This is a genomic window from Dyella sp. CR10, from assembly GCF_055814425.1.
In genome coordinates, this window is sequence record NZ_CP185986.1 from 4996596 (window position 1) to 5010691 (window position 14096).

The following is a 14096-nucleotide window of genomic DNA, read 5'->3' on the forward strand; positions in this document are numbered from 1 at the left end:
GCCCGCGTCGCCGCGGGCCGGGCGGTTCTTACTGGTAGAGCATCGTGAACTGCACGCTGGTGCTCACGGTGCCGGCGCCGGCGGCGGCGGTCGCGAAGTACTGCGCGTAGTAGTTCAGGGAGCCGGCGCCGCTGGTCAGCGTGGCCTGCTGCGAGGACTGCGTGGAGGCCGTGCCGGCCAGGTTGATCGCGCTGAAGTCGCTGTTGAGCAGCTGCACTTCCACGCCGGTGGCGGTGCCCGCGGCGTTCTTCAGGTTGCCGTCGGCCATGATGGTCGGGCCCGGCTCGAAGAAGGTCTGGGCCTTGGTCAGCGAGCCGCAGTTGGTCAGGTTGAGCGCGAAGGCGGTGCGGCCGGCGGTGACGCCGGCGGCGCCCAGCGAGGTGGTCGACACGGTCGGCAGGGTCACGTTGACCGTGGCCGGGCTGGCGCCGCCGTTGATCTTGCAGGTGGAGGCGTTGACGGTGCCGGTGATGTTGATGGTGCCGTCGGCGGCGGAAGCCTGGTTCGGCGCCAGGGCGGCGAAGCCCAGGGCGGCGATCAGGGCGGTGGCGATAACGTTCTTGCTCATCGGGCCTTAGTCCTTAAACGGTTGGGTGGAATGCGGCAGGTTCGGTGCGTTCCGGACGCGGGCTCGGTGTCTCTCCCCCTGCGTCTTGCCGGCATCGAGGGGTGCGGGCCTGCCGGCCGTCCCTCGTTTGGCGAGCGGCATCATGCAGAAGCCGTGCCAAGAAACGTGACCTAGTTAACGCTTAGTTCTGCGATACATCTCACAGAATTTTCCAAGTCGGCGTTCAGCTGCGTCAATCCTTCGTCAAAGTCGCGCAGCGTCAAAAAGTGACCATGGGCGGCCAAGCCTTTGCTCCGATTAACAAATCGCATCAAATCGCCCCCTGTTACAGATGGGCTGTCAAGCTTGCTTGACATTGAGCAGGGCGGTGTCTAGCATGCTGTCAAGCTTGCTTGACATGGCGAGCGCGCAAAGCCACGGGGGTGGCCGATGGAGGGGAGCATGGAAAGTCTCACGCGGCGCATCGCCGCCTGGCCGGCCTGGCGGCGCCGTACGCTGGTCGTGCTGACAATCGGGGCGTTCTGGGCGGTGCTGGTGCTGACCTTGCGCTGGCCGGGCCTGTGGCCCCGCGCGCTGTGTCTGATCCTGCTGGCGATGCTGATCTGGTGGTTCGCCTACGTGATCCGCGCGGCCGCCTGCGTGGAGGCGCAGGGCGAACTGCGCCGGGAGGATCGCCGCTACCTGCGCGAATTCGTGCCGGCGATGATCGCGTACTTCGCGATCATGCTGTTCGTGTGGCCGCTGCATAAAACCGCCGACGCGACATGGCTGAAGGGGTTGATCGCGCTGCTGCCGGCCCTGCCGATCGCCGGCGTGGCGGTGTCCATGTTCCGCTACGTCACCGCCAGCGACGAATTCATGCAGCGCCTGCACCTGCAGGCGCTGGCGGTCGCGGCCGGCGTGATCGCGGTGGGGAGCATGGCGGTGGGGTTCCTGAGCTCGGCCAAGGTGCTCGTGCTGGACGGCAGCGCGTTGTTGCTGGTGTTTCCCGCGCTGTGCGTGACCTACGGCCTCACCCTGGCGTGGGCCAAGCGTCGCTACGGCGACTGACAGACGCGGCGGAATCAGAGAATAGATCGATGGAGAACCGCGTACGCGAATTGCGCGCCGAGCACGGCTGGTCGCAGGCCGACCTGGCCACGCAGCTGGATGTCTCGCGCCAGACCGTCAACGCGATCGAAACCGGCAAGTACGACCCCAGCTTGCCGCTGGCCTTCAAGATCGCGCGGCTGTTCGGACAGCCGATCGAAGCGATCTTCCGGCCGGAAGGCGAGGCGGTCAGGGAATCGGCGGGGACAGCAGCGGCCGCAAGGCCCACTGAACGAGGGTAGACACGCACATGGCCATCAAGGGACGCACCGCGGTGCGCATCGCCGCCGTCACGCTGGGATTGGGCGCGCTGGCATGGAATCAGTTCCACGCGCGCGGCGACAGCGCCGACAGCGCCGCGGACGACACGCCGGCGGCCGCCTCGAGCGCGCCCGCCGTGCCGGCGAAACCGGAAACCTGGCAGTTGGGCTCGCTCACGCTCACTCCATGCGAGCTGGGCCAGCCCAACAGCGGACTCACCAGCGCCGCCTGGTGTGCGCCCTTCGAGGTGCCGGAGAACCGGGAGGATCCGCACAGCCGCAAGATCCGGCTGAAGCTCGGCATCATCCGCAGCAACGCGCAGGTCGCCAGCAAGGACATGCTCGTACTGCTCGCCGGCGGCCCCGGCCAGGCAGCCACCGAAAGCTGGCCGGGCGTGGCGCCGGCACTGCAGCCGTTGCTGGCGCATCGCCACGTGCTGCTGCTCGACCAGCGCGGCACCGGCGGTTCCAACCCGCTGAGCTGCAAGCCGGGCGAAGCGAAGGCCGGTGCCGACGAGGAGACCGGCTTCGACGCCGGCAAGCTGCGCGCCGAAGCGACCGATTGCCTCAAGCAGCTCGAAGGCAAGGCCGACCCGCGCTACTACACCACCACCGTCGCCGTGCAGGATCTGGAAGACGTGCGCCAGGCCCTGGGGGCGCCGACTTTCGATCTGGTCGGCGTCTCCTACGGCACGCGCATGGCGCAGCAGTACCTGATGCGCCACCCCGATGCGGTGCGCAGCGTGGTGCTCGATGGCGTGGTACCCAACGGCCTGGTGCTCGGCGAAGACTTCGCGCAGAACCTGGAAAGCGCGCTCAAGGCGCAATTCGCCCGCTGCGTCGCCGACAAGGCCTGCCACGAGCGCTTCGGCGATCCGTACCAGACCCTGTACCAGCTGCGCGACGCGCTGCGCGCCAATCCGCACAAGGTCAGCTTCCGCGACCCGCAGAACTACCAGACCGTGCAGCGCCTGCTGAGCGAATACTCGCTGGCCAGCGTGGTGCGCATGTTCGCCTACTCGCCGGTCACCGCCGCGCTGCTGCCGGTGTCCATCGATGCGGCGGCGCGCGGCGATGTGGGCCCGCTGCTGGGCCAGGCCAAGCTGCTCTCGGGCGATCTCTCCGACACCATGAACGGCGGCATGCAGTCCTCGGTGATCTGCAGCGAGGACGCCGATCTGTTCACGCCACGCCCGCAGGATGCGCACACCATGCTCGGCACGCGTATGGTCGACACCTTGCAGGCCGTGTGTTCGGTGTGGCCCAGGGGCACGCGACCGGCCGACTTCCACCAGCCGATCAAGAGCGACAAGCCCGCGCTGCTGTTCTCCGGCGAGTACGACCCGGTGACTCCGCCGACCTACGGCGAAGACGTGCTCAAAGGCCTTTCCCATGCGCGCCACTTCGTGCTCAGGGGCCAGGGCCACAACGTCATCGCCGCCGGTTGCGCGCCCGAGCTGGTCAAGCACTTCGTGGAAGACCTCGCGCCGGCCAAGCTCGACGCCAAGTGCCTGGACCGCCTGCATGCCACGCCGCAATTCATCGACTTCAACGGAGCCGCGCCATGATCGAAGTGAAGGACCTGCACAAGGCGTTCGGCGCGGTAAAGGCGGTGGACGGTGTCAACTTCGCTGCCCGCGACGGCCAGATCACGGGACTGCTCGGCCCTAACGGCGCGGGCAAGACCACCACGCTGCGCATGCTGTACACGCTGATGAAGCCTGACCAGGGCCGCATCCTGGTCGATGGCATCGACGCCGCCGAAGATCCGCTGGCAGTACGTCGCCAGCTCGGCGTGCTGCCAGATGCGCGCGGCCTGTACAAGCGACTGACGGCGCGCGAGAACATCGATTACTTCGCGCGCTTGCACGGTCTGCCGGAAAGCGAGCTGGCGCCGCGCCGAGAGGCGCTGGTGAAAGCGCTGGAAATGGAAGAGATCGGCGACCGCCGCACCGAAGGGTTCTCGCAGGGCCAGCGCGTGAAGACCGCGATCGCGCGCGCGCTGATCCACGACCCGCGCAACGTGATCCTCGACGAGCCGACCAATGGCCTGGACGTGATGGCCACCCGCGCGCTTCGCCAGTTCATGCTCAAGCTCAAGAGCGAGGGACGCTGCGTGCTGTTCTCCAGCCACATCATGCAAGAGGTGGCCGCGCTGTGCGATCGCATCGTGGTGATCGCGCACGGTCGCGTGGTCGCCGACGAATCCCCGCAGGCGCTGCGCGAGCAGACCGGCGAGAGCAATCTGGAGGATGCCTTCGTGAAAATCATCGGTAGCGAGGAGGGCCTCGCCGCATGAATCGGGTTGCCTATTCGGCGCGACGCGCCAACGCCTTCCTTACCGTCTTCCTGAAAGAAGTGCGCGAAAACCTGCGCGACCGCCGCACGCTGGTGAGCGCGCTGCTCACCGGTCCGCTGCTGGGGCCGCTGATCTTCATCATGCTGGTCAAGGTCTCGCTCAACCGCGAACTGGAGAAAGCCGAGCAGCCGCTCAAGGTCCCGGTGATCGGCGCCGAATACGCGCCCAATCTGGTCGATGCGCTGAAAGCCGGCGGCATCGTGCCGCAGGCAGGCATCGCCAATCCCGAGCTGGCCGTGCGCAAACAGGATGCCGATGTCGTGGTGCGCATCAGCGCCGATTATCCCGGCGCATGGCGCAAAGGCGAGCCAGTGCAGGTAGAGGTGATCTACGACTCCTCGCAGCGCGATACCAATACGCCGGTGGAGCGCGTGAGCAAGCTGGTGGAAGGCTACGCTCGCCAGCAGGGCGCGATGCGGCTGGTGGCGCGCGGCCTGTCGCCGGGCACGGCGTGGCCCATCGCGGTGGCCAAGCGCGACCAGGCCACGGCGCAGGCGCGCGGCGTGCTGATGTTCGGCATGCTGCCGTATTTCTTCATCATCACCATGTTCATGGGCGGTATGTATCTGGCGATCGACCTCACCGCGGGCGAGCGCGAGCGGCAATCGCTGGAGCCGCTGTTCGCGAACCCGGTGGCGCGCTGGAAGATCCTGGCCGGCAAGCTGGCGGCCATCTGTGCGTTCTCCGGCGTGAGCCTGGTCATCACCCTGGTGGCGTTCGCGCTGGTCGGACAGCTGGTGCCGACGGACAAGCTGGGCATGGAGCTGAACCTGGGCATGCATTTCGCCTCGCACGTGTTCCTGCTGATGCTCCCGCTGCTTCTGCTGCTGGCGGTACTGCAGTCGCTGGTGGCCGCGTTCGCCAAGAGTTACCGCGAAGCGCAGACCTATGTGTCGCTGCTGATGTTCGTGCCGGCGCTGCCCAGCCTGCTGCTGACCTTCATGCCCATCAAGGCGCAGGCATGGATGTACGCGGTGCCGGTGCTGGGTCAGCACCTGGGCGTGATGCGCCTGCTGCGCGGCGACAGCATCGAGCCGCGGCAGCTGTTGTTCTGTCTCGCCGGCACGCTGGCGGCGGCCTTGGTGACGTCGCTGATCACGGCGCAGCTGTATCGGTCCGAGCGGCTGGCCATCTCCGGCTGAGGCGTCGGCTACCATGGGATCTTCCGTACCTTGAGGAAGATCCCATGCGCCACCGCCTGCTCGCCCTGAGCCTCGTCGCCGCCCTGGCCGGCTGCGGCTCGTCCCACCAGGAAGCCGCCGCGCCGGCAGAACCAAAGCCCGCCGCGCCCGCCTCCGCGGCTCAGGCCGAGCCGGCGCCGCCATCCACCGATGCCGACCTGGCCAGGCAGCGCATGGGCGACTACGCGACGGTGAAGCTGAGCGCCGATCTTTCGGCATTCGACGACAAGCAAAAGCGCATGATCGCGCTGCTGGTGCAGGCGGCCGATGTCACCAACAGCCTGTACTGGCAGCAGTCCTGGGGCGACAAGACGGCGCTGATGCAGCGCATTCCCGACGAGGCCACGCGCCGCTACGCCGAGATCAACTACGGTCCGTGGGATCGCCTGCACGAGGACCAGCCCTTCGTCGCCGGCGTCGGCCCGCGTCCGCCGGGCGTGCAGTTCTATCCGGCCGACATGGGCAAGGACGAATTCGAGAAGGCCGACCTCAAGGACAAGACCTCGCTCTACACGCTGCTGCGCCGCGATGCGCAGGGCAAGCTGGTCACCGTGCCGTTCCACGAGGCCTACAAGGCCGACCTGGAAAAAGCCGCCGGCCTGCTGCGCGAGGCGGCGGAGCTGTCCGCCGACAAGGACTTCGCCAGCTATCTCAAGCTGCGCGCCGATGCACTGCTCAGCGACGAATACCGCAAGAGCGATTTCGCCTGGATGGCGATGAAGAAGAACCCGGTCGACATCGTGATCGGCCCGATCGAGACCTACGAAGACCAGCTGTTCGGCTACAAGGCCAGCTACGAAAGCTACGTGCTGGTGAAGGACCAGGCGTGGAGCGAAAAACTCGCGCGCTTCGTGAAGTACCTGCCGGAACTGCAGCGCGAACTGCCGGTGGACGCCAAGTACAAGGCCGAGAAGCCCGGTTCCGACGCGGATCTCAACGCCTACTTCGCGGTGTACTACGCCGGTGACGCCAACGTCGGCGCCAAGACCATCGCGATCAACCTGCCCAACGACGAAGAAGTGCAGCTGAAAAAGGGCACGCGCCGCCTGCAGCTGGAAAACGTCATGCAGGCCAAGTTCGACCAGATCATGCTGCCGATCGCCAAGACGCTGATCGCCGACGACCAGCAGTCGCATCTCACCTTCGACGCATTCTTCGAGAACACTATGTTCCACGAAGTGGCGCATGGCCTGGGGATCAAGAACACGCTCACCGGCAAGGGCCTGGTGCGCGGCGCGCTGAAGGACCAGGCATCCAGCTTCGAGGAAGGCAAGGCCGACATCCTTGGCCTGTACATGGTCTCCAAGCTGGCCGAGAAGGGCGAGCTGGACAAGGCGAAGCTGATGGATAACTACGTCACCTTCCTCGCCGGCATCCTGCGCTCGGTGCGCTTCGGCGCCAGCGATGCGCACGCCAAGGCGAACATGGTGCGCTTCAATTTCTTCAAGCAGCAGGGTGCGTTCACCCGCGACGCGACGACCGGCCGCTACCGCGTGGATTTCGACAAGATGACCGCGGCGATGAACGCACTGTCGGCCAAGCTGCTGACCATCCAGGGCGACGGCGACTACGAGGCGGCCAAGCAACTGACCGATGGCATGGGCAACGTCGATGCCGAGTTGACCGGCGATCTGAAGAAACTCGAAGGCGCCAAGATTCCGGTCGACATCGTGTTCGAGCAGGGGCTGGACGTGCTGGGGTTGTCCTCCACACCGTAATCCGGCGAGGTAGGCTGGGGTGAGCCGAAGGCGAACCCCAGCGGGCCTTGCGCGACGTCGCCACGTCGGGGTTCGCTTTGCTCATCCCCACCTACGCAAGCCGCGCGCCATACGCGACATACCCAAGCACCTCGCGCATGCTCGAATACACATCCCAGAAGAACAGCCGCCGCTGATAGGCGCCACCAGCATCGATCAGTCCTTCCTGCCGGATCGCCAGCCGCGCCCGCGGCAGATGGAAGTACTGCGACACCACCACCACGCTGTGCCCGTCGTGCGCCTCCAGCCAGGCATGCGCGTTGCGCGCGGAGGCGCGGGTGTTGACGCCGCGAGGGTCTTCGACGATCGCCGCGGCCGGTACGCCGCGTTCCACCAGCCATTGCTTCATGCCCGCGGCTTCGTTGCGCCCGTCGTCCTCGACGCCGCCGCTGACCATCAGCCGGCGGCAGCCGCCGTGGCGGTACAGCACGAGCGCCGCTTCCAGGCGGCTGCGCAGGCGGGGCAGCGGTTGATTGCCGGGGCCCACGGTCGTGCCGAGCACCAGCGCGAGATCGGCCGGAGCGGAGGGACGGGCCGACAGGCCCGCGATGACGACGGCGAGCGCGGCCAGGCACCAGCACAGCAGGCCGACGCCGCTCAGGCGCAAGGCGAAGCGAAGACGGCGGCGCCGCTGTGGCGAGACGGGGATGCGCATATCCATGCGGTGCGGCGTTCCTTTCGGATGGAAGGCCGCAAGTCTGCCCGGATGAAGTGGCGCGCCGCGGGCGCGCCGGTGGCGCCGTCAGGCCGTGCCGCTGAGGCGCTCCAGGCGCATCGCCAGCCAGCGCGAGACGTCCGGCCATTCCGTGGCGAGGATGCTGTAGCACACGGTATCGCGCAGCGACCCATCCGGCCGGCGCTTGTGGGCGCGCAGCACGCCTTCGCGGACAGCGCCCAGGCGCTCGATCGCGCGCTGCGAATCCTGGTTGCGGCCGTCGGTATGGAATTCCACCGCTACGCAGCCCAGCCCGTCGAACGCGTGCGCCAGCAACAGGCGTTTGCAGGCGGTATTGAGATGGCTTTTCTGCCAGCGTTTGGCGTACCAGGTATAGCCGATGGCGACACGCCGGGGATCGGCGACGACATCGTAGAAGCGGGTGGTGCCGACGATCTGGCCGCTGCTCTTCTCGCGCACCGCAAAGGGCAGCATCGCGCCCCGGGCCTGGCCGTCCAGCGCTGCCTGGATATAGGCCGCGGCCTGGCCGGGCGCTGGCGCGCTGGTAAACCAGAGGTTCCACAGCTCGCCGTCGGCGGCGGCGGCTTCCAGGTCGGGAGCATGTTCCGGGCGCAGCGGTTCCAGGACGACGTGGCCGTCCTCCAGGCGAGTGGGTTCCAGCATGGGCAGAGGCATCCGCAAAGATAGAGAGGACGCCGTCAGGCGTCGAGGTCGGGGATCAGCTTGCTTTCAAGGCGGGCGATCGCGTCTTTCAGGAGCAACTTGCGCTTCTTCATACGCGTCAGCTGCAGCTCGTCGCGGCCGGTGGCGTGGGACAGCGCCTCGATCGCGACGTCCAGGTCGCGGTGCTCCACACGCAGTTCGGCCAGCAAGTGGGCAATCTCGGCGGGATCCTGGACCTGCATGGGCGGCGGCTGCGGCTGAGGTAGGGCGATGATGGAGTGTAACTCCGCCGGGCCCCGGCCGGCGCGGGCCGTTACAATGAGCGGCCTTTTCGCCTTCCGGCACGGTTCCGAGCCCATGTCCGCCCAGCCTGACGCCAACCGCAAACAGCAACACGAGGCCGCCAGGCTGGCCAAGCGCCTGCGCCATCAGGTCGGCCAGGCCATCGCCGACTTCAACATGATCGAGGACGGCGACAAGGTCATGGTCTGCCTGTCCGGCGGCAAGGATTCCTACACCCTGCTGGACATCCTGCTTTCGCTGCAGGCCAAGGCGCCGGTGCGTTTCGAACTGATCGCGGTGAACCTGGACCAGAAGCAGCCGGGTTTTCCCGAGCACGTGCTGCCGGCATACCTCACCGCGCGTGGCGTACCGTTCCACATCATCGAGCAGGACACCTACAGCACCGTCACCCGCGTGATCCCCGAGGGCAAGACCATGTGCAGCCTGTGCTCGCGCCTGCGGCGCGGCGCGCTGTACGCCTGGGCGGCGGCAAACGGCATCACCAAGATCGCGCTGGGCCATCATCGCGACGACATCCTGGGCACGTTCTTCCTCAACCTGTTCCACCAGGGCAGCCTCAAGGCGATGCCGCCGAAGCTGCGCTCGGACGACGGCCGCCATGTGGTGATCCGCCCGCTGGCGTACTGCAAGGAAGACGATATTGCCGAGTACGCCGCGCAGCGCCAGTTCCCCATCATTCCGTGCAACTTGTGCGGTTCGCAGGAAAACCTGCAGCGCAAAGCGGTCAAGCGCATGCTGGAGGACTGGGAAAAACAGTTCCCCGGCCGCAGCGAAACCATGTTCCGCGCGCTCGGCTCGATAGCGCCTTCGCAGCTGGCCGACCGCAAGCTGTTCGACTTCGCTTCGCTTGGTGCGCGCGAAGGCGCGGCCCGCGCCGATGCGCACCAGTGGCTGGCCGGCTCGCCCGCCGCCGACGAGTCGGCAATCAATTGAAGCGGATGCCGAACTGTTCGAGGCGACGCGTCACCGTGCTCGTGTCCCAGCGCAGCCGTCCCGGTACCAGCTCGAAGCGATGCCGACACAACGCCAGCAGCGCGCTGCGCATCTGACATCGGGCCAGCGGCGCGCCCAGGCAGTAGTGCACGCCCTGGCCGAACGCGGTCAGCTGCCGGATCGGCCGCGAAAGATCCAAGCGATCAGGATGCGGAAACATCGCCGGGTCGCGATTGGCGGCGCCCAGGTCGAGCACCACCGGTTCGCCGCGGCGGATGAGGCGATCGCCTATCGAGAGATCGTCGGCGGCGACGCGGATGCTGATGCGAATGGGGCCGTCGTAGCGAAGCAATTCTTCGACGGCGGCATCCGCCAGCCCGGGTTGCTCGCGCAGGCGCTCGTATTGATCCGGATGCCGCAGCAAGGCGAGCACGCCGTTGGCGATGGCATAGGACAGTACTTCGGTACCCGCCAGCAGCAATAGCGAGGTGTTCGCCGCGAGTTCTTCGTCCGACAAGCGATCGCCATCGATCCGCAGTTCGAGCAGATGCCCCAGCAGATCGTCGCGTGCGCGCGCGCGGCGACGTTCGGCGACGTGGGCGCGCATGCGATCCATGATCGCGGCGGCCGCCTTTTCGGCCCTGGCGGGGTTATCGGCGAAGGCGGTCGCTTCGACGATCCGGAAGGCATCGCCGGCCAAGGGGTCCAGCGTTTCGGCGTCCGTGGCCGACAGGCCCAGCATGCCGAACATCACCTGCCTGGGCAGGCGCAGGGCGAAGTCCCGCATCAGGTCGGGCTGGTCGGCGTGGCGCAGGCGATCGACCAGGTGTTCGATGCGCTCGTCGATCGGTGCCTGCCAGCGCCGTACCGACGCGGCGTCGAACAGCGGATTCATCAGCTGACGCAGCCGCCGGTGGACCGTGCCGTCGATGAAAAGCATCGCCTGGTTGATGAAGTCGGCAGCCGGGCCCGGGCGTTGCCGGAGCAATTGGAAGATGCCGGTCACCGTGCCGCTCTTCGGTTGCGGCGAATCCACGCCGTCGAGCAGGTTTCTGCCATCCACCAGCAACCGCTTGTCGCGCAGCGCGGCGGACACGTCGGCATGTCGCGTCAGCCACCACACGACGGCGCCCGTCGATGCATCCACCATGCGATAGACCGGATCGCGCTCGCGCAATTGACGGAGTATGGGATACGGATCCTCGATGAATGCCTCATGCTCGGGATGGAAAGCGATGCCGTCGCGCAGGGAGGTAAATGCGCGTCCCGCTTTGCCCAACGTCGGCGCGCCGGCCAGTCGCGCCACTGGCAGTTCGTAGTGGACGGGTTGCAGATGGACGCGCATGGCTTCGGCCAGGGTTACCGCATGCGGCGCGAGCACCATCGCGTAGTGATCGCCAGCCACCTCGACGATCGACAGGCGTGAACAATGGCGATCCCAACCCAGGGCACTTTCGTCGAAACGATGCGCCAGTCTCCGGGCCGGATGCACGGACCCGTCAGGGAAACCCTCGCGCGCGCGGAGCAGCGTGACCGGTCCCGCATAGTGCCGTGGTTCGTACGCCACCATCGCCTCGAAGCTCGCCGCATGCGTGGCGACGATCGCATCGAGCGACGCATCGGCGAATGCGTGGCCTCGATCCGCACGCAGCTGGTGCCGAAGCGTCGCGCGTTGCGCGTCGACATCCAGCGAGGCCTGGGCCTCGGCGGCGCCGTCGGGGAGCGGCCGTCCGGCGAGCCGGTGCGCGATGTAGGCCAGCTCGTACATCGCCATGACGTCCGCCGGCGCGTCGGACGACGTACGTTCACCGACCAGCGTGGTGTCCAGGAGCAGCAATGCGGCCACGGTATCGCCGCGCTCCGTGAGCTGCCGGGCCATCTCGAACGCGACCAGCCCGCCGAACGAATGGCCGCCGAGGTGATAGGGGCCGCTCGGCTGGATCGCCTTCAGTTCGTCGATATAGCGTCGCGCCATTTCCTCGACCGAACCCAATGGCGGCTCGGTGCCGTCGATGCCGGCAGCCTGGAACGCGATACAGGGCTGGTTCCTGCCCAGTGCATCGGCCAGCGCGAGCAGGTACGCGACGCTGCCGAACAATCCTCCCACCAGGAACAGCGGTGCGCGCAGCGATAGCGGCTGCAGCGGTTTGGCGAGGCGCGGCTGCGCGGCATGGCGCCGATCGTGTTGTCCCGGCCCCGCGGGTGGTGCGCCTTCGATGTGATGCTGCAGCTCGGCCAGCGTGGCCGCGCGCATCACGTCCACCACGCTGAGTTCGCGGCCGAAGGCGTGTTCGATCGTGCTGGCCAGCTCCGCGGCCAGCAACGAATCCAGGCCGATCTCCGCCAGGCGCGTGTGCGGCGCCAGAGCGCCGGCCGGCATGGACGTCAGCTCGCCGACCAGGCGCCGCAGGGTCTCATCCATCGGCGCTGCCGGAAGCGGGGCTGGCGCGACATCCGCGATCGTCGGCGCGAGCATCGGGCTGCCCTGGAAGTAGGCATCGAGTTCTCCGGCCATGAGGCGCGCCTTGCAGGCCCGGCGAGCGAGCTTGCCGCTGGATGTCTTGTCGATGCTGCGCGGTTTGACCAAGGCCACGGTGGCGACGGCGAGCCCATGCGCATGCAGCACGCGCTCGTGCATGGCGCGCACGATGTCCTGCAGCGGCGTGTCATCGGCGGGCGCTGCAATCTCCGCCACGATCGCCAGGGTTTCCTCGCCGGACTGCTCGATGGAAAAGGCGATCACGGCGCCCGGGCGCACCGCCGCATGAGCCTGTTCGGCGGTGCGCTCGATGTCCTGCGGGTAGTGATTGGCGCCGCGCGCGATGATCAGGTCCTTGATGCGTCCGGTCACGTAGATATGGCCGTCCTCGATGAAGCCGAGATCGCCGCTACGCAGCCACGTGCCCTCCGCGCAACCGTCGATGGCCGCGCGGAACGGGCCTTCGTCCGCGTCGTCCATGCCCCAGTAGCCCTGCGCGACATGCGGGCCGTCGATCCATATTTCGCCGACCTCACCGGGCGCGCGCTCGCGCCGCGTGGCGGGATCGACGATGGCGATGCGTACGTCTTCGCACGGCACGCCGCTGGACACTATGGTGACGGTGCGCGGCGAGGGCGTTGCCGCAATCTCGATACGATCGCGCGACAATGCGTCCGCATCCGCGGACAGCGTGCGCCAGCCCTCGGCAAAGGGCGTCGAGCAGACGCCGACCACCGCTTCGGCCAGGCCATAGCCGGGCAGCAGTGCATCGCGGCGCAGGCCGCAAGGCGCGAAGGTCGCGACGAAGCGCTCCAGCGACGCGTGGTGCACCGGTTCGGCACCCACCAGACACAGGCGCAGGCAGTCGAGACGCCAGCCGTCGGCGTCGGCAGCGGCCTTGCGTGCAGCCAAGTCGAGGGCGAAGTTCGGTGCGCAGGTATGCGTGATGCGTTCGCGATGGATGGCTTCGAGCCAGATCGCGGGGTTCTTCAGGAAGTCCAGCGGCGATGCGAGCTGCACGGTGCAGCCGACGCTCACGGGCAGCATGACGCCGCACATCAGGCCCAGGTCGTGATACGTGGGCAGCCAGGAGAAGATCTTCGCGTCCTCCGCCAGCTCGCCCGCGCGCTGGAACATGCGCAGGTTCGCCATCAGGTTGCCGTGACTCACCATGACGCCCTTGGGTGTCGCGGTGGACCCGGAGGTGTACTGGATCAGCGCCAGGTCGTGCGCCGAGGGCGTCGAGCAGGAGCCGTCGTCGGCGTGGCCGGCATCCGCTGCGGCATCGATCCAAGCGGGCATCGCCAGCTCCGGCACCAGGCGGGACAAGTAGTCCTTGAATGCGAGGATCTGCCCACTGGTGATGACCAGCGCCGCGGCGGAGTTGACCGCCACCGCCTGGAGGCGTGGCAGCGTGCGCTGCAGGTTCGAGGGGTCGGGCGGGTAGGCCGGCACCGCGACGGCGCCGGCATACAGACAGGCGTAGAAAGCGACGACGAAATCCAATCCGGGCGTAAACAGCAGGAGGACGCGCTGGCCTTCGCCGCCATGGCGGCGAATCGTGCGAGCAACGGCTTTCGAGCGCGCCACGAGTTGCGCAGCGGTCATCTGCTGGCTCTTCTCTCCCGAGCCGCGGATGAAGCTGAACAACTCGTGGTCCGGTTGGCGATTCGCCTGGCGATCCAGGCAAGCGTGCAGCGAAAGAAAGCCCGCGCTCATGGCTACCCCCTGACGATCCTTCGAAGGGTGCGACGATAGTCCGCCGGTTGCGGAGGATTCGTGAGCGTCCGAAGCATGCCAGTAATGGGTGCAAACCTTGTCCCGCGTC

General features: G+C 67.3%; 11 protein-coding genes and 1 pseudogene. 7 read left to right on the forward strand and 5 right to left on the reverse strand.

Going from position 1 to position 14096, the window contains the following annotated elements; genetic code table 11:
* Window positions 1-28 precede the first annotated feature (28 nt).
* Complete coding sequence (locus tag ACNR9O_RS22370; protein WP_473684578.1) at window positions 29-568, reverse strand: fimbrial protein; 540 nt, start codon at window positions 566-568, stop codon at window positions 29-31.
* Window positions 569-1009: 441 nt separating this feature from the next.
* Between ACNR9O_RS22370 and ACNR9O_RS22375 the strand changes: the two genes are divergently transcribed.
* From ACNR9O_RS22375 to ACNR9O_RS22400, 6 genes and pseudogenes are all read left to right on the forward strand, one after another.
* Window positions 1010-1618, forward strand: coding sequence for a hypothetical protein (locus ACNR9O_RS22375; RefSeq protein ID WP_473684576.1), 609 nt, complete (start codon window positions 1010-1012; stop codon window positions 1616-1618).
* A gap of 29 nt (window positions 1619-1647) precedes the next feature.
* Window positions 1648-1833 (forward strand): annotated as a pseudogene (locus tag ACNR9O_RS22380) (helix-turn-helix transcriptional regulator); the annotation flags it as partial.
* A gap of 74 nt (window positions 1834-1907) precedes the next feature.
* The gene (locus ACNR9O_RS22385; RefSeq protein WP_473684572.1) at window positions 1908-3485 is read left to right on the forward strand and encodes an alpha/beta fold hydrolase; all 1578 of its coding nucleotides are present in this window, start codon (window positions 1908-1910) and stop codon (window positions 3483-3485) included.
* Window positions 3482-4216, forward strand: a complete 735-nt coding sequence (locus ACNR9O_RS22390) for an ABC transporter ATP-binding protein (RefSeq protein ID WP_473684570.1) — start codon at window positions 3482-3484, stop codon at window positions 4214-4216. The genes ACNR9O_RS22385 and ACNR9O_RS22390 overlap by 4 nt, the downstream gene beginning before the upstream one ends.
* Window positions 4213-5418: an ABC transporter permease gene (locus ACNR9O_RS22395; protein WP_473684568.1), complete on the forward strand. Its 1206-nt coding sequence runs from the start codon at window positions 4213-4215 to the stop codon at window positions 5416-5418. The genes ACNR9O_RS22390 and ACNR9O_RS22395 overlap by 4 nt, the downstream gene beginning before the upstream one ends.
* 44 nt (window positions 5419-5462) lie before the next feature.
* Window positions 5463-7175: a dipeptidyl-peptidase 3 family protein gene (locus ACNR9O_RS22400; protein WP_473684566.1), complete on the forward strand. Its 1713-nt coding sequence runs from the start codon at window positions 5463-5465 to the stop codon at window positions 7173-7175.
* A gap of 91 nt (window positions 7176-7266) precedes the next feature.
* Here the strand turns inward: ACNR9O_RS22400 and ACNR9O_RS22405 are convergent, their stop codons facing one another.
* The 3 genes from ACNR9O_RS22405 to ACNR9O_RS22415 form a co-directional block, all read right to left on the reverse strand.
* Complete coding sequence (locus tag ACNR9O_RS22405; protein WP_473684564.1) at window positions 7267-7875, reverse strand: YdcF family protein; 609 nt, start codon at window positions 7873-7875, stop codon at window positions 7267-7269.
* A gap of 81 nt (window positions 7876-7956) precedes the next feature.
* Window positions 7957-8553 carry a GNAT family N-acetyltransferase gene (locus ACNR9O_RS22410; RefSeq protein WP_473684562.1) on the reverse strand — a complete coding sequence of 199 codons (597 nt, stop codon included), beginning with the start codon at window positions 8551-8553 and terminating at the stop codon, window positions 7957-7959.
* Window positions 8554-8588: 35 nt separating this feature from the next.
* Window positions 8589-8795: a YdcH family protein gene (locus ACNR9O_RS22415; protein ID WP_473684559.1), complete on the reverse strand. Its 207-nt coding sequence runs from the start codon at window positions 8793-8795 to the stop codon at window positions 8589-8591.
* 115 nt (window positions 8796-8910) lie between these two features.
* On the opposite strand from ACNR9O_RS22415, the gene ttcA reads away from it, so the two are divergent.
* The gene (ttcA, locus tag ACNR9O_RS22420; RefSeq protein ID WP_473684557.1) at window positions 8911-9789 is read left to right on the forward strand and encodes a tRNA 2-thiocytidine(32) synthetase TtcA; all 879 of its coding nucleotides are present in this window, start codon (window positions 8911-8913) and stop codon (window positions 9787-9789) included.
* Here ttcA and ACNR9O_RS22425 read toward each other — a convergent pair.
* A complete protein-coding gene (locus ACNR9O_RS22425; RefSeq protein ID WP_473684555.1) occupies window positions 9782-13987 on the reverse strand; it encodes a cytochrome P450 in 4206 nt (1401 codons plus the stop codon). The two genes, ttcA and ACNR9O_RS22425, sit on opposite strands and share 8 nt — an antisense overlap.
* Window positions 13988-14096: the final 109 nt, after the last annotated feature.